14 protein-coding genes are annotated in these 15,320 nt (G+C 67.4%); 10 read left to right on the forward strand and 4 right to left on the reverse strand.

The features are described 5' to 3' along the window. Positions 1-218: 218 nt before the first annotated feature. Together VNM24_09860 and VNM24_09865 are read right to left on the reverse strand one after the other, a co-directional pair. Entirely contained in the window at positions 219-626 is a 408-nt protein-coding gene (locus VNM24_09860) for a DCC1-like thiol-disulfide oxidoreductase family protein (GenBank protein ID HWQ38897.1), read from the reverse strand. Between the two features lie 108 nt (positions 627-734). Next, the gene (locus VNM24_09865; GenBank protein ID HWQ38898.1) at positions 735-1,067 is read right to left on the reverse strand and encodes a TfoX/Sxy family protein; all 333 of its coding nucleotides are present in this window, start codon (positions 1,065-1,067) and stop codon (positions 735-737) included. A gap of 237 nt (positions 1,068-1,304) precedes the next feature. Here VNM24_09865 and VNM24_09870 point away from each other — a divergent pair, with 237 nt between their 5' ends. The 9 genes from VNM24_09870 to VNM24_09910 all read left to right on the forward strand — a co-directional run bounded on the left by VNM24_09870 (position 1,305) and on the right by VNM24_09910 (position 12,379). Next, positions 1,305-2,780: a hypothetical protein gene (locus VNM24_09870; GenBank protein HWQ38899.1), complete on the forward strand. Its 1,476-nt coding sequence runs from the start codon at positions 1,305-1,307 to the stop codon at positions 2,778-2,780. 33 nt (positions 2,781-2,813) lie between these two features. Continuing rightward, positions 2,814-4,589, forward strand: coding sequence for a VWA domain-containing protein (locus VNM24_09875; protein HWQ38900.1), 1,776 nt, complete (start codon positions 2,814-2,816; stop codon positions 4,587-4,589). A gap of 4 nt (positions 4,590-4,593) precedes the next feature. After that, positions 4,594-7,272, forward strand: coding sequence for a VWA domain-containing protein (locus VNM24_09880; GenBank protein ID HWQ38901.1), 2,679 nt, complete (start codon positions 4,594-4,596; stop codon positions 7,270-7,272). Positions 7,273-7,285: 13 nt separating this feature from the next. Next, positions 7,286-8,233: a c-type cytochrome gene (locus VNM24_09885; GenBank protein HWQ38902.1), complete on the forward strand. Its 948-nt coding sequence runs from the start codon at positions 7,286-7,288 to the stop codon at positions 8,231-8,233. Positions 8,234-8,308: 75 nt separating this feature from the next. After that, positions 8,309-8,848 carry an SRPBCC family protein gene (locus tag VNM24_09890; protein ID HWQ38903.1) on the forward strand — a complete coding sequence of 180 codons (540 nt, stop codon included), beginning with the start codon at positions 8,309-8,311 and terminating at the stop codon, positions 8,846-8,848. Between the two features lie 17 nt (positions 8,849-8,865). Further along, positions 8,866-10,197 carry a hypothetical protein gene (locus VNM24_09895; GenBank protein ID HWQ38904.1) on the forward strand — a complete coding sequence of 444 codons (1,332 nt, stop codon included), beginning with the start codon at positions 8,866-8,868 and terminating at the stop codon, positions 10,195-10,197. A gap of 50 nt (positions 10,198-10,247) precedes the next feature. Then, positions 10,248-11,657 (forward strand): NAD(P)/FAD-dependent oxidoreductase, encoded by a 1,410-nt coding sequence (locus VNM24_09900; protein HWQ38905.1) that lies wholly within the window; start codon positions 10,248-10,250, stop codon positions 11,655-11,657. 118 nt (positions 11,658-11,775) lie between these two features. Beyond that, on the forward strand, positions 11,776-11,970 hold the full coding sequence (locus VNM24_09905) for a twin transmembrane helix small protein (GenBank protein HWQ38906.1): 195 nt from the start codon (positions 11,776-11,778) through the stop codon (positions 11,968-11,970). A gap of 22 nt (positions 11,971-11,992) precedes the next feature. After that, on the forward strand, positions 11,993-12,379 hold the full coding sequence (locus VNM24_09910) for a DUF6455 family protein (protein HWQ38907.1): 387 nt from the start codon (positions 11,993-11,995) through the stop codon (positions 12,377-12,379). A 102-nt stretch (positions 12,380-12,481) separates the two neighbouring features. On the opposite strand, the gene VNM24_09915 is transcribed toward VNM24_09910, so the two are convergent. Further along, complete coding sequence (locus VNM24_09915) at positions 12,482-13,489, reverse strand: trypsin-like peptidase domain-containing protein (protein HWQ38908.1); 1,008 nt, start codon at positions 13,487-13,489, stop codon at positions 12,482-12,484. A gap of 140 nt (positions 13,490-13,629) precedes the next feature. Between VNM24_09915 and VNM24_09920 the strand changes: the two genes are divergently transcribed. After that, a complete protein-coding gene (locus tag VNM24_09920) occupies positions 13,630-13,998 on the forward strand; it encodes a hypothetical protein (GenBank protein ID HWQ38909.1) in 369 nt (122 codons plus the stop codon). A 104-nt stretch (positions 13,999-14,102) separates the two neighbouring features. Here VNM24_09920 and VNM24_09925 read toward each other — a convergent pair whose 3' ends face one another. Then, the gene (locus tag VNM24_09925) at positions 14,103-15,128 is read right to left on the reverse strand and encodes a hypothetical protein (protein ID HWQ38910.1); all 1,026 of its coding nucleotides are present in this window, start codon (positions 15,126-15,128) and stop codon (positions 14,103-14,105) included. Positions 15,129-15,320 lie beyond the last annotated feature (192 nt).

Consider the following 15,320-nt stretch of genomic DNA (forward strand, 5'->3'; position numbering starts at 1 on the left):
CGAGACCATTGGCCAGAGCCAAGGACCCGAGCCGCAACGACGCGCTGCGCCCCAGGTGACCCCGCCCCGAAGGGTTGCGACGAGAAGCAGCCGTCTGCGTCGTTGGCGCGCTCGGCCGTAGGCCCAGCTACTGTCCTTCGCGCGCCGCCTCGCATCCGACCGCTTCTCGTCGCAACGCGACCGTCGGGGGTTTTGAGATAGGTTCTAGCCTCCGGTGCTCAGAACCTGTCGTTGCCGGGGCGCTTCAGGTTGTTGATCCGGTTCTTGCGCAGAATCTTCAGCAGTCCGTTGCGCAGCACGCGAAACACGGGATAGAGAATCCGGGCGCGCACCCTGGAACCGAAGAGCCGGTAGCTCAGCCGGCCGAAGGCGTCCGAACGACTGCTCATCAGGGCGAGCGCGTGGATCGCGTCCGCACCGTAATGCAGAACGTTGTCCACCTTCAGGACCATCCCCTCGTCGATGTCCAGCCCGCGGGCGGTGATTTCCTCCATGACCGCAGTCGGTTCGCGCGCGTTCACCAGCCTCAGCATGCCGATCGTCCCGCGGATGCGCACCCGCCGGCAGTAGGCCTCGCACACCGGGCATTCCCGGTCGTATACCAGAAGGATCTCACGCGGGGGCATCTCCGGAGGGACTACCGGGGAGACGCTATCTGGGCAGTCCACGGTGATTGACGATCCGGCCGGGATCGCTCCAGATCCTGTCGGCCGCCTTTGCCGGATATGCCTGGATCACTTCTTTGCTGGCAGTGTGGCGGCGTAGTCGGTGGCCAGGCGCAGCCACTGCGCAAGCGAGGCGTCATCGGCCACGCCGACCGCATTGACCAGGATCCAGCCTTTCATCGGCCGCCCGCTCAGATCGAAGGCTCGCGTATGCGGCTCGGCGAGCGCCGCCGCCATGCGCTGCGGATCAAGCCGCACGATCATTTCGCGCTGATGCACGCCGCAGCACATGTTGCCGTCGAGCAGGAACGCCAACCCGCCGAACATCCTCTTTTCCGAGAACCCCTTGTGGCTGGCCAGGCGCCCGCGGATGCGCTCAGCCAGTGTCTGGTCGAAGGCCATATTCGTTCTCCCGGCTCGATCGCCCGATGCGGCTTCTGCAGTGCCGTCGGCAGTTCGCCGCCCGCCTGCCGCGGACACGATACACCCGAGGGCGGGCGCCCGGCCGCCCTGCGGCGAGGGTCACACCAGGCGACCCCGTGATACGATGCCAACAGGTTCGAACAGGCAAGTGCCGGCCCGGCGGCCGGTATCTTTTTGTCAGCACGGCGTTTTGGGTCTTTTCCCGTCCGTTTTTTCATGTCCGACCGCGAGATCCTGCTCCGCTGGCTTGGCGTGGTGGCCACGCGTCTCGATTGGAGCCGTCGCATCCCCGAGCTGGGCCGCTTGGCCTGCACGCTCCTGGCCCTGGTACTGCTGGCCGAAGCCTGCAAGGCCCTGGGCTTGCCGCCGGAGGTCCTCACGGCGCTGGCACCGTTGTTCGTCTTCGGCGTTCTATTGGTCATCGGAGTATTCGCCTGGCGCATCTTCCGTCGCCCGACGCTCGCCCAGGTCGCCGGGGCGGTCGACCTTCGGGCCGGTCTGAAGGACGAGCTGAAGAGCGCGTATTGGTTCTCCCATCAGCCGGCGCGCGATCCCTTCGTGGAGCTTCAGCTCGCGCGCGCCGCGACGACCGCGCGCTCGCTCGATGCGCGCCGCCTGATCCCGATCGGCGTGCCGCGCAGCGCGCGCGCCGCGCTGGTTCTCGCGATCGCGACCGCTGTTCTCGCCTGGTTGTCCCCGCGTTTCGCGGTGCCGCTGGCGCAGGAGTCGCGGGCGGCATCTCCCGTCTCCGCGAACGCCGCCAAGGCGCTTGACGATGTCGTCGTCGACACCGAGTTCGAGCGCATTCTCGCGCAGCTCGCATCGCCCGAGACCACCACGGCGCGCGATCGGCCCGCGACCTGGGCGCAGGTCGAGCAGATCGCGCGCCAGCTCCCGCACGGAGCCGAACGGGAGGCGATCCAGCGCGCGGTGGCCGCGCGCGATGCACGGCTGGTCGCCCAGCTTCTGAGGGCTTTGCAGCACAAGCAGGCAAGCGCAGCCGAGCTCGAGCCGAACGCCCGCGGAGAGGACATGCCGCTCACCGCGCAGGGCGATGGTCGCGAACGTCCGGAAGAGGCTCTGCCCAAGACCCGCAAATCGGCCGCCGAGGAACTGCTGGCGGCGGCCTTTGCGCAGCCCACGGCGCGCGTGACCCAGGAACTGCGCGGTCAGGCCGAGGAGGAGCGGCGCAAGATCACCGGCGCGCCCGCCGAGGGTAACCCCGAGTTCAATCCACGCATGCGCGCCGTGGCTCGAACCGGCGCGGCGATGCGCGAGATCGCGTACGCCGCCGGCGAGGCCGCCGAAGCCGGTCCGCAGACCAGCGTCGACGGCCAGGCGAAGGGCCCTCCCGATGGCAAGAGCCGCTCGGGCGGCAACAGCGGCGAACATCCCGAGAGCGAGTTGACCGATCTCCCCGACGCGCAGCCTGTGCTGGGCGAGCGCACGGTTCGGCTGGAGGTGCGGCTGCGCCAGGTGCGCGTGCAGCGCACCGACGACCCGCAGCAGCAGGCCACGCGCGAGGATTTCTACTCCGCGACTCGGCGGCAGGCCTCTCAACTCGACTACGCGGACATCGACGTGCAGTGGCGGGCGCAACGCGAAGCACTTCTGCCGATGGGCCAGACGCCGCTTTCCTATCGGAACGCCGTCAAGCACTATTTCCTGAGCCAGCATGGCAAGGAAGACTGACCGCCCTGGCAACGCCTCGAGCGGAGCGTGCCGGTGAGCTTCACCGCGTTGTCTCCCGCGCTCGCCTGGGCGCTGCTCGCCGCTGTCGCGCTGGCGATCGTGCTGCTGCATCTGCTGCGGCCGCCGCCTCCGCGAGTCGTCGTGCCTTCGCTGCTGCTTTGGGCGCGAGTCTTGAGCAAGCGCAAGCGTGCGCCTGCGCCCTGGCTGATCTCGCTGCTGCTCGCGCTGGCCGCTGGACTGAGCATGGCGCTCGCGCTGACCCGTCCGGAGCTTCCGGGCGCTGGCCCGCAGCGGTTGATGCTGGTCGTCGACAACTCTCCCTCGATGGCGACGAAAACGCGCGACGGAGCCACCCGGCTGCGCCATGCGATCGAAGGCGCCAGGGCGCTCCTCGAGCGCTCGGGCGCGGGGAGCGAGGTCACCCTGATGGACACTGCGGGCCAGCTTCGCATGTCCGGGTTGCTCGATCGCGATTCCACGGCCGCGGCGCTCGACCGGATCCCGGTCGGTTCGTGGGGCGACGTTCCCGCGTCGCTGCCGCCGCCCGTGCCGGGCGCGCGGGTGCACTTCTTCACCGACGGGGTCGCGCCCATCGAGGTGCCCGAGGGGACGATCGTGCACTCGGTGTTCGAGCCGGCAGACAACGTGGCGCTGACGGCGTTCGAGGTGCGCGCGCTGCCGCAGGATCCCACGCGCGTGGAAGCGCTGGTCCAGGTGCTCAATGCCTCGCCGGGCGAGCGGCGCGCGCGCCTGCTGATCCGCGGCGGCGACGGTTTCGCCCTCACCCAGGACTTCGTGCTGCGCGCTCGGGAGACCATCAACGCCACCTTCGACGTCTCCGACTTCCAGGGGGGCGTGCTGGGCGCAACCATCGTGTCGGCCGACGACGCTTTGCCGGTGGATGACCTCGCCTATGCCGTCGTGCCGCCGCACGGCGCAAAGCGCGTTCTGCTGGTGACTTCCGGCAATCCGGAGTTGGCCGATGCGCTGCGCACGCTGCCCGGTGTACGGGTGAACGTGGTGGCGCCCGAGCGCTACGCGGCCGCAACCGGTTACGACGTGCTCGTGCTGGACCGTTTCGCCCCTGCCGAGCCGCCACCGGTCGGGGCCTTGCTGTTCAGTCCACCGGCCCGCCGGTGGCTCCCCGGCGAGAGCGCCCAGCGCCCGCAACCGCGCATCACCGGATGGAACCGGGACCACGCCGTCACGCGGGGAATCGCCTGGCGCAAGCTGCGGTTGGAGCGCGCTTCGCTCGATCTCGGTACCCCCACCGCCGAGCCGCTGGTGACCGCCAAGGGCTCCGCCCCGGGCGCGCTGGTCGTGGCCGGCGCATCCCATGCGCGCTGGATCAAGGTCGGGTTCGCCTTGCAGGACACCAACTTCCGCCTGCAGCCGGACTTCCCGGTCTTCGTCGGCAACGCGCTCAACTGGCTGACCGAAACCGTCCCGGTGCTCACGCGCGCACTGGGCAGCATCGAGGTCGCGCTGCACAACGCCGAGGTGCGCGACGGCGGCGGCAACTCCGTCGCCGTCTCGGCGACTGCGCAGGGTGTCATCTTCGAAGCGCAGCGCCCCGACGTCTACACCGTGAGCAAAGGCGCGGAGCAGGTGCTGGTCGTGGCCAACCTGCTCGATCCGCGCCGCGCCCTCATCAACGACACGCGCCTGGAAGGCACGAGCGTGGCGTCCGCGATGAGTCATGCGTTCGCCGCCGCCACGGGTGTGCAGCCGTGGAAACTCCTGCTCCTGCTCGCCGCAGTCCTGCTGCTGGTCGAGTGGGCCGTATATACCCGCCGACCGGGCGTCTGAACGCATGCCGACCGTCACGCTCGTCTCCGCCTGGCCATTGCTGCTCCTGTTGGCCTTGCCGCTGGTGTGGCTGCTCGCGCGGCGCAGACGCACGGGTACCGAGTCCGCCCGGATCCTGGGCGCAACCGCGCTTCGAACGGGGATACTCGCCGCGCTCGTCGCCGCGCTCTGTCAGCCGGTCTTGCAGCGCGCCAGCGAAGCCGTGTCGGTGGCCTACGTGCTGGACGTCTCCGGCAGCGTCTCGCCGCGCTTTGTCGAGGAGGCGATGGAGTGGATCGCGCAACTCGATGCCCGTCACGAACCGGCCCAGTCGCGCTACGTGGTGTTCGCCGACCGCGCGCGCGTGTTCGAGTCGCTGGAAGACGTGCGCGCCCTGCCCGTCGCGGACGAAGACAGCGCTGGGCGCGCGGACCTGATCCATCCGGGCGCCACCGATCTCGAAGAGGCGTTGCTGGCCACGTTGCCCGGCTTCGAGCCGGGGCGTGCCAAGCGCATCGTGCTCTTGAGCGACGGCAACCAGACCGAAGGCGAGGTGTGGCGCGCAATGCGGCGCCTGCGCAACGAAGGCGTGCGGGTGTTCGCCGTTCCCGCGGCGGTGTCCGTGACCGATGACGCCTGGGTGGAGGAAATCGTGGTGCCGCAGGACGTGCGCGAGCGCGCCGAAGTGGAAATCGAAGCGCGGCTGTTCTCGCGCCGGCCGATGCAGGCGACGGTCGAGCTCGCGCTTGGCGGATGGCCGGCTGCCTCGCGCAGCGTAGCCCTCGCCCAGGGGGAGAATCGCGTGAGCTTCCGGGTGCGCTTCCCGCGCGCGGGCTCGCAGGACCTCACCGTGCGCGTCAGCGCGCAGGGCGATCAAATGGCGCGCAACGACGCGCTGACCCGGGACGTGTTCGTGCTGCCGCGGCCGCACGTGCTTTACGTGGAGGGCGGCGCGCAGGCGGCGCGCCACTTGGCGGGCGCGCTCGAGGCGCAAGGCATTCGTGTATCGCTCGCCGCGCCGGAAGACCTTTCCGAGGATCCGCGGCTGCTCGCCGGCAAGGACGCCGTCATCCTGAGCGACGTGCGCGCCGAGAGCCTGGGCGCGCGGGCCGTGCAAAGCCTGCAAGCGTTCGTGCGCGATTACGGCGGCGGCCTGATCTTCGCGGCGGGCGAGAACACGTACGGCGAAGAGGGCTTCTCCGGAAGCGAGATCGAGCGGCTGCTGCCGGTCAGGTTCGAGGCCAAGCGCAAACGCCAGGATCTGGACCTGGTGCTGCTCATCGACCGCTCCTCCAGCATGCGCAAAGGCAAGATCGAGGTGGCCAAAGCCGCAGCGCTCTCCACTCTCGACCTCCTGGATCCGGAGCAGGGTCTGGCGGTCGTGGCCTTCGACGCCAAGCCGCACGTGATCGTGCCTCTCGCCCCGGTCGGCGACAAACGGCAGGCCGAGGATCTGATCTCGCGCATGACTTCGAGCGGTCAGACCAACATCTACGGTGCGCTCGAGGAGGCGATGCGCCAGCTCGCGGATTCGAAGGCGGAGATCAAGCACATCATCCTGCTCTCCGATGGCCTCACCGCGCCGCCTCCCGGCGGCCAATCGGCCGGCCAGGCGTGGGTCAAAATGCTCTTGCGGCGCGGGGACGGCAGCCCGTGGCCGGACGTGGAATCCGACATGGCAACGCAGTTCGCGGGGATCATGGCCCAGCTCGCCGCGGCCAAGATCACGTTGTCCACGGTGGTGTTCGGCGAAGGGCCGGACGTCAAGTTCATGAGGTCCCTGGCGAAGTTGGGATCGGGCCAGACCTACATTGCGAAGGCCGACGAGGACGTGCCCAGCCTGTTCGCGGGCGAGACGCGCCGGGTGCGGGGCGATGCAGTGGTCGAGGAGCCGTTCAGGCCGCTGGTGAAGGCGAGCAGCCCTGCGATCGCGGGGGTGGACTTCGCGGCCGGGCCTGCGCTCAAGGGTTACGTGGAAAGCAGGCCCAAGCGTTTCTCGGATGTGCTGCTGGAAGCCAAGAAGGATCTGCCGCTGCTGGCGGAAACGCACTACGGCCTGGGCAAGACGGTCGTGTTCCTGTCCGACGTGAAGAACCGCTGGGCGGCGGACTGGCTGCAGTGGCCGGGCTACGCCCGGTTGTGGGGCCAGGTCGTGCGCGAGGCCGCGCGGCGCGAGGCAGCCGACGGCGTCAAGTGGCAGGTCGTTCGCGAGGGGCGTCGCGCGCGCGTCGAGTTGACCGCCTTGGGCGCCGACGGCAGCTTTCGCAACGGCCTCCTGCCGCAGGTGCGCATCACTGCGCCGCAGGGAAGCAGCTCGACCGTCACACTGCGGCAGATCGCCCCGGGCCGCTACCAGACCGAAGTGCCGCTCGCTGCCGCCGGCGGGCAGTCCTGGCGTTTCGAACTGCTGCCCGGCGGGGGTATCGGCGCGGCCGACGTTGCGCGCGCGGGAGTGCGCAGGCTGTTTTATTCGTACCCGGACGAGTATCGGTTGCTGCCGCCCGATCTCGTACTGCTGCGCGCGCTGAGCGAGCAGACCGGCGGCAGCCTCGCTCCCCCCGAGGAAGAGATCTTCAAGCCGCGCGCAGACGGAGGCTTGCGCAGCCTGGCGCTGTGGCCGTACCTCGCCGCCGCGGCGTTATTGTTCTTCCTGCTGGATATTCTGGTGCGGCGCGCGCCGTGGAGCTGGCGGCGGGTGCGTTGATCGGGCCACAGTGTTGAGCAGGAAGGTATGGAGTTGCGGCCTCGCCTGCCTGCTCGCGCTGGCTGCACCCGTGCGGTCACAACCGCCGCACACCGCCCACTATCCGTCCTGGGCGTTCCCGCTGAAGGTCGAGAAGCTGCTCCCGCCCGAGGGATCGCAGCCGAAAACCCTGCCCGGCAGCACGCGAAGCTACACGCAGGAGCAGATCGACGATCTGCTCAATCCCCCGGACTGGTTTCCGGACCGGCGCCCGGATCCGCCTGCGATCATCCTCAAGGGGCGCGGCGACGCGCTGGCCTGCGGTGCCTGCCATCTCATGTCCGGACTCGGCCATCCGGAATCCGCGGACCTCACCGGGCTCAGCGTGAACTACATGGTCCAGCAGATGAAGGACTTCCGCACCGGCAGCCGCATCGACGTGCCGAGGATGAACAAGATTGCCGCCGCGGTCTCGGAGGAAGAATCGCTGGCGGCCGCACAGTGGTTCGCGCGGCTCACGCCACGTCCGTTCACCCGGGTCGTCGAAGCCCACACCGTGCCAAGAACCTTCGTGGGCGATGGGCGCATGCGCTACATGGAGCCCGGTGGGGGCACCGAGCCCATCGGCGATCGCATCATCACCATTCCCGAGGATCCGGTGCGCGCGCGGTTGCGCGACCCCTATTCCGGATTCATCGCCTATGTGCCGCCCGGAAGCATCGCAAAAGGCCGGGCGCTCGCGCAGACCGGCGGCGGGAGAACGGTCCCGTGCGCGCTCTGCCACGGGACGGATCTGAAAGGGGCGGGGGACGTGCCGCGGCTTGCCGGCGTGCATCCGATCTACATCGCGCGCCAGCTCTACCGCTTCAGGGACAGAACGCGCAACGGCGCGGCGGCCGCAGCGATGCGACCCTCGGTGGAGCGACTGACCGACGAGGATATCGTCAACCTGTCCGCGTACCTCGGCTCGCTCGCGCCCTGAGTGGGCACGATGCGGTTTAGGATATCGATCGCGCGCAACGTCCAAGGGGCGCGCTCGCAACAAGGGGAGGAAACCATGAAAAGCCTCTCGACAACGAAGGCGCTGGTGCTGCTCGCGTGCCTCGCGGCGCCGGCTTTGGCCGAGGAGGCCAACGCGCTCAGCGCCAGCCAGTCGATCCGCATCAACGCCACGCCGGAAGCGGTGTGGGCGGTGGTTGGAGATTTCAACGGCTCACCGCGCTGGTTGCCGCTCGTGGAACGCAGCCAGATCGTGCTCGGAGCCAACAACCAGGTCGGCGCGCTGCGTCTGATCACGCGGCGCAACGGCACGAAGGTGACGGAGCGCCTGCTCGACTACGACCCGCAGGCCATGCGCATGGCCTATACCTACGTCGACGGTGCCGTGCTGGCCGCCGACTATTTTCCGGTGATCACCGTGAAGGACGGGGGCGACGGGACCAGCATCGTCGAGTGGAGCGCGCGCTTCAAGCGGCTGGCCTACGACGTCGACCCGCCGCCGCCCGGCCAGGACGACCGGACGCTGGTCGACTTCTACAACGGCATCTACAAGGCCGGGCTGGAGAGCCTGAAGCGCGTGGTCGAAAGCGGGCGGTGAGGCGGCAGTCACCGGTGATGCCGGCGCATACGATCGATCGCGGCCGCCGCGCCCACGCAGCGGGGCTGCTCGGCCTGGCCGCGCTCGCCTGCCTGCCGGGAAACGCCCGCGCGGCCGCCGTTCCCGTACCACCCCAAGGCATCGGCCACCGGATCCGGCACCTGTCCTACAGCGATCAGGGCGGGCGCCCGGACGGTGTGCAGGTGATGGTGAACCGTGGCCATGTCTACGTGGGCCACATGTTCAGCGACGGCGTGACGATTCTCGACGCGGCCGATCCGCGCGCGCTGAAGCCCGTCGGCTTCTTCACCGCCGGCGGCAACACGCGCACGCATCATCTGCAGGTGGCCGAGGACCTGCTGCTGCTCGCCAACGGGGCCAACATCGTTGCCATGCAGTCCTACGACAACATGCGCGGCTATTTCGAGAACACGCTCGCCGACAGCATCACGGAGCGCAAGAAGTTCCGTTCCGGGCTGAGCATCCACGACATCTCGCGGCCGCGCGAGCTGCGCGAGATCGCGTTTCTCGAGATGCCCGGCTTCGGCGTGAACCGGCTGTGGTGGCCAGGCGGGCGTTACGCCTACGTTTCCGCGCACTTCGACGGCTTCACCGACCACATTCTGTGCATCGTGGACCTGAAGGACGTCACCCGGCCGCAGATCGTCTCGCGCTGGTGGCTGCCGGGCATGCACCGGGCGGGCGGCGAGACCCCCGTGGCGCCCAAGGGTCGCCGCTTCGCGCTGCACCACATGATCACCGCCGGCAACCTGGGCTATGCCGCGTGGCGCGACGGCGGCTTCACCATTCTCGACATCGGCGATGCGACCAGCCCTCGGCTACTCTCGCACATCAACTGGTCGCCGCCGTTCCCGGGCGGCACGCACACCGCGCTGCCGCTGCCGGGGCGCGGGCTGGCGGTCGTGCTGGACGAGGCGAACGCGGAACGCTGCGAGAAAGGAACTTTCCACACGTTTCTCGTGGACGTGCGCCTGCCCGGCAATCCGGTGCCCATCGCCACTTTGCCCACGCCGAGGGACCGCGACTATTGTGCTCTCGGCGTGTTCGGGCCGCACAACCTGCACGAGAACCGGCCCGGTTCTTTCCGCAGCGAGGAAATGGTCTTCGCGACCTGGAACAACGCGGGGGTGCGGGTGTTCGACATCCGCGACGCCTTCGCGCCGAAGGAGATCGCCTTCTGGGTACCGCCTGCGCCCGCGCGGCTGATCGACCCGCGGCCCCGCGTTTCTCTCGCGCCCAAGACTTGCGACGTGTACGTCACGCCCGAAGGCTTGATGTTCGTCAGCGACTGGAACGCCGGCATGCACGTGCTGCAGTACGAGGGCTGAGGATTCCGGCGCGGCGGGGCAGGAGCGGCACCTGCGTTGCGCGCGGCAGGATGAGCGTCATGGTTGGCGAGCAGGCTGATTCGAACTGCGCCGAAGTGATCATCGTCGGCGCCGGGATCACCGGTCTCGGGGCGGCCTACCATGTGGGAGCGCGCGGCATCCCGTATCTGGTTCTGGAAGCGGCGGACGATCTCGGCGGAATCTGGCGCACGCATCGCTGGCACGGCGCGCGCTGCGACTCCGACATCATCCACTATTCGTTCCGCTTCAAGCCGTTGCTTTCGGAACGCCGCCTGCTCGGCGCCGCGCAGATCCAGCGCTACCTGCGCTCGGTCGCCGGGGAATTCGGAATCCTCGAGCGGGTGCGTTTCGCCACCCGCGTGCAAAGAGCCGTGTTCGACCCGCAAGCGAGCCTCTGGCGTGTGCACACGAACCGGGGCGCGTTCCAGGCACGCTTCCTGATCAACGGCAACGGCTATTTCGAGGATCTCCACCGGCCGGCGTTTCGGGAATCGGACAGATTTCGCGGCGAGATCGTTCACGCCTTCGAACTCGACGGCGGGCGCACGTTCGCCGGCAAGGACGTGGTTCTGGTCGGCAGCGGCGCGACCGCGATCAGTTGCGCCCCCGAGCTGGCGCGGGTGTCGCGATCGCTGGTGCTTCTGCAAAGATCGCCGTCCTACATCTACGAAATGAGCGACCGCTCCGGCCCGTTGGCGAGAGCGTGCCAGCAACTGTATCGCGCCGGCTTCGAGTTTCCCGTCCACGCGCTTCGCTATGCGCTGCAGCTCAGGGACGATCTGGTCTTCGTGGGCTTTCGCGCCTTTCCCGGACTGGCGCGCTGGCTCTTCAGGCGGCACTGGGTTGCGGTGGTCGGCCAGCAGTCCTTCGAGAGGGACTTCAGACCGCGCTACGACCCTTGGGAGCAGCGCGTGTGCGTGGCGGTGGGCTTGAAGGAGGCGCTGCGCCAGCGGCGCATCGCGATCAGGACCGGCCAGATCGACCGCTTCACCGAATCGGCCATCGTGCTGGACAGCGGCGAGCCCATCCCCTGCGATGTATGCGTGCTGGCGACCGGGTTCGAGTTGAATTTCCTCAAGTTCGAGTTGTACGTGGGCGCGGAAAAAATCTCCCTCGCCGGGCGCAACTTCTACAAAGGGGTCATGATGGGAGGCGTGCCCAACTACTTCCAGCCGGTAGGCGTGTGGCATTCCGCGTGGACGGGGCGTTCGGAAGCCGCCACTCGCTTCGCGCTGAGAATCATCGACTACATGAAGGAGAAGGGTCTCAGCACGGTGCGCGTCGATCGCCGGGACGTGCTGTCGCGGCCGCGCATCACGCCCAACTACGTGATGCGCTCGGTCTCACGGTTGCCGAGGCTCTATGGCACGTACGAGCTGCCCACGCTGGACAATCTCTGTTCGTATCGCTTCCGGCCCGCCGAGTTCCGCTTCGCCTGAGCGCTATCGAGGTCCAAGGGCGCGGGAGATCCCGTTTCCTTGACCTGTGTCAATGCACCGCGCCCTCGGCTGGTCTTGGATGTCAATCCTGCCAACAGGTGCGTAAGAGGAGGGGCATATGGACGCACTGAGCGGTTTGGTGTTTCTCGCAGTGCTCGCAACCATCGTGACACTGGCCAGGGGAGTTGCCTCGATGGCCGAGGGCGGTGCCTACGACTTCCAGCACAGCCATCACTGGATGATGCTTCGCGTCCTGTTTCAGGCCACTGCGGTGGGACTCGTGCTTCTCGGCCTGCTGTGGCAGGCGGGGTGAGTGCAATCGCCGGGAGTTCGGAGTGGATCCGGTAGGCGTTGTGGTCGCAGGTGCGCTGCTCGCTGGCATCGTGACGGCAGCGGGCCTGATCAACTGCCGGCTCTGGCGCGCGGCTGCGGGCGAAGAGGGGGCATTGCTTTTCCCGCGGATGCTCGCGCGGGAAGGCATGCGTCTTGACGACTGCAGGAACGAGGGCACGTTCACGCAGGTGGCGATTGCGGCGCGTCGTTGTCTGCTTTGCCGCGAGCACGAGCGGTGCGTCTCGTGGCTCGACGGTCGCGGCGCGATCGCACCCGGACGCTTCTGCCCCAACGCAGACCTGATCGCCGCGCTCGCAGCCGAGGTACGCGCGAAGGCACGGCTGTGCGCCAGATCGCAGAGGCGCGCTTCGACTTCAGGTGCGCATTGATCAAGTGCGCCGTGCGGCCGAAGCCGAGAGCGATCGGAGGGCCGGTCGCCCGAAGGAGTTCAGGCAATCTGCCGATGCGCAGCCGCGAGGCCGCAGGCGCGATTACTCGAAGGGCATCCCATCGCGCAGGGCTCGCGCGGTCTCCGGACTGAGCACATCGAGTCGCTCGAGCGCTCTGCGCAGCCCGTCCGGTCGGTCGATCCGGCGACAGGCCGCGCCGAGGTAGTACCACGCGGCCGGCTGCCGCGGGTCGAGCTTCACCGCTTCCTCGAGCGCCGAAACCGCCGCGGCGTCCTGCTCGCGATGGTGCAGCGCCTTGCCGAGCGCGATCCACGCCATCGCGTTCCCGGGCTGTTGTCCGACCCAATGTGCCGCGACCTCTCTCAATCCTTCCCAGTCGTGCGCGTACTCCCGCGCCGCCGCCTGGAGAAACGCCGGCTGTTCGGCACCGGCGCGCTCCCAGAATGAGCGCTCGGGTTGGCGTCCCTCGGGCGTGCCGGCTGCGACGCGGTCCAGCAGCTTGCGCACCCAGATCGCCGGCACCGCGAAAAACGAATCCTCACGTTCCTTCGCGTAGAAGGTGAGAATTCCGACCAGCCTCCCGTCCCGGTCGACCAGTGCACCGCCGCTTTCTCCGCTGGCGAACGCGGCATCGGTCTGGATGACGTGGGCGCCGTCGTAGGGGTGAAGCGCTCTCACCGTGCCTTCGGTGTGCCGGATATCCGGTCCCTTGTAACCGAAGGCGGCGACGAAGTCGCCGACCTTCAGTGCATCGCCGTCCTGCGCGAACGGGATCGCCGGAATGTCAGCGGAGGTCCGCAGCAGACACAGATCGTGCTCGACATCCTTCACCACGCCGGGGACTTCGGGCTGCAGACCGGAGGCAAGCACCTCGATGACCCGCGCCTGACGAAGGCCGTGGCAACTGGTGATGAGGACCCCATCGCCGAGGGACACCGCGGAACCGGTTGCGACCCTGCGCGTCTCGTTGACCACCCGCACCTTGACCACGCTGGCCGAAACCCGTTCGGCCACCGCGGGATCGAGGCTCGGCCCGGCCTCGGCGCCGCAGGCCAGCACCAGCGAAAGCAGGACGAGATGACCACGCATCGGTCAGAAAGCGGCTCTCAACCGCAGCGCGCGGCAGCGCCGCGAGGTGCAGGTTCCAGGCAGCGCCGCTTCCGGATGAGCAGACTCGTTTGAAGCTCGGCGCTCATGCGATCGATCGGCATCGGAGGAGAGCTAGAGTCATGGAGGACGCCCGGACACTCCAGGCGAAGCGGGCGGGCCATGGCTCCAGCCTGGCGCAGAAAAGTGACGCTTCAAGACCTGATCCCTTGCTTTTCGCGCTCGTCCGTCTTCCCAAGTTGAAGCGCTACCTCATACCGCTTTCGAGCTTCAGTATCTTCGAGCAATCGATCGAGCCGACCGGCGCGTGGCTGCGCTCTCTGACGCCCACGAACCTCGATTTCATCGCCGAGCTTCAGAATGGAAGGGTTCTCGACGATCTGATCTTCGAGCCATTTTTCGGAGAACTCCGGGTGATCCCTGAGCGAGATCGGTTCTGGAACGATGAGCTTTGGCGCTGGCATCTTCGCTCCTTCTGGGATGAGGGCTAACAACGTCCCCGATCAGCGGCCGCCGACGAGCGTAGCGAGGAGGGTACCCGCCAGCGACGCTGGCGGGCGGTCCGCTGCATCGGCTGCTTGGGCGGAGATTGAACTCATGACTTCCCGCCTGCCACACCACGAACAACTTCCACGATCTGGCTCCCGGGACTCGGCAAGGTTTCTGTCCGCACGAATCCACTGTCTTGTGGAGCAAAGATCGACTGCGTCGCTTGCAGGAGCACCGCGTCCTTCGTTTGCGCGTCACCTGCGCCTTTCACGAAGGTTTCAAAGGAGCTTAGCGCGTTCTGGCGATGCCGATTAACGACGAAGTTATGGCGACTCGCGGCGAAGTTGCGAGCTGACCAGATAAACCCGAATGTCAAGACAAAGATCACGACGAGACGCGGCACAATCAGCTGAATTGCTCGCGGGATCGTCGTGGCGGAGAGATCATTTAGCTGAGGCCCCAAGCTCCATAGCGCGTACACGATGGTCGCCAAAGCGAAAAGGATCGTTGCGGCCAACCAATACAACGATTGCTTTTCGTGGAACTCGGCTTCAGTCTTGAAGTGAATCGCATGCTGGGCTACGCCGGCCTCGGCCGCCGCTTGTCGCACCCGTTCGAGGGCACCCTGCATCTCGGCGAGGATCTTGTCTTTCTCAGTCCGTAACTCGGTCGCGAGCTGTTTCTGGAGCGCAAGAGTCCCTCGCGCTTCCCGCTCAAGGCTGTCGAAGTCTGTGCCTCGGCGGATGGCGTAGGAAATATGCGGAGTTACCGTGGTGTAGTACGCGTGCCACTGATCGCGAAGCTGCTGGATAAGTGAGTCGCGTGCCTGCACGGGGTTTTGAGGGTGCTGCGCGAGAGAGAACTTCTGAATCTGCTGGAAGTAGCTCAGAACCTGGTTGGCTTGCGAATGGAGCTGGTTCAGGGTTTCGAACGGAACACTGTCGAGATTGCACTCGGAAAGATCCCGGAAAAGGCCAAGCGTTCGACGGAACACGGGGAGCCCAGCCTCAAAGTTGAGATCCTTGCCGAGATCGTTCGTGCGAACGAGCGACTCCGGATCGATGCCGTTCAAGGCGTCTGACACTTTGCGCAACTCTTGATGCTGCTGTTGTTCCTGTTCGAACGTTGCCATAACCTTCCCTCAGAATTCCTCCGCCCAACGAGTCTGTAGGAAAACCCCCTCGAAGAAGCTTACCACCGCCCGTTTGCGCGGGGCTCAAGGGCTGGCAGACTTTGCCCGGGGCGGCGATGCACATCGAGCGAGCCTGTGCGCCTTGCGTTCTGCCGCTTCATTGCAGGGTCCTGCGTCTTCGTTGTTTGATGT

The sequence above is a fragment of the Burkholderiales bacterium genome, from assembly GCA_035560005.1.
Lineage (GTDB): Bacteria > Pseudomonadota > Gammaproteobacteria > Burkholderiales > Eutrophovitaceae > DASRFY01.

Coding starts and splice junctions, on each gene's coding strand:
- VNM24_09860 (HWQ38897.1), bottom strand. CDS start 626: ATGCCCCCGCGTGAGATCCTTCTGGTATACGACCGGGAATGCCCGGTG.
- VNM24_09865 (HWQ38898.1), bottom strand. CDS start 1,067: ATGGCCTTCGACCAGACACTGGCTGAGCGCATCCGCGGGCGCCTGGCC.
- VNM24_09870 (HWQ38899.1), top strand. CDS start 1,305: ATGTCCGACCGCGAGATCCTGCTCCGCTGGCTTGGCGTGGTGGCCACG.
- VNM24_09880 (HWQ38901.1), top strand. CDS start 4,594: ATGCCGACCGTCACGCTCGTCTCCGCCTGGCCATTGCTGCTCCTGTTG.
- VNM24_09890 (HWQ38903.1), top strand. CDS start 8,309: ATGAAAAGCCTCTCGACAACGAAGGCGCTGGTGCTGCTCGCGTGCCTC.
- VNM24_09895 (HWQ38904.1), top strand. CDS start 8,866: ATGCCGGCGCATACGATCGATCGCGGCCGCCGCGCCCACGCAGCGGGG.
- VNM24_09900 (HWQ38905.1), top strand. CDS start 10,248: ATGAGCGTCATGGTTGGCGAGCAGGCTGATTCGAACTGCGCCGAAGTG.
- VNM24_09905 (HWQ38906.1), top strand. CDS start 11,776: ATGGACGCACTGAGCGGTTTGGTGTTTCTCGCAGTGCTCGCAACCATC.
- VNM24_09915 (HWQ38908.1), bottom strand. CDS start 13,489: ATGCGTGGTCATCTCGTCCTGCTTTCGCTGGTGCTGGCCTGCGGCGCC.
- VNM24_09920 (HWQ38909.1), top strand. CDS start 13,630: ATGGAGGACGCCCGGACACTCCAGGCGAAGCGGGCGGGCCATGGCTCC.
- VNM24_09925 (HWQ38910.1), bottom strand. CDS start 15,128: ATGGCAACGTTCGAACAGGAACAACAGCAGCATCAAGAGTTGCGCAAA.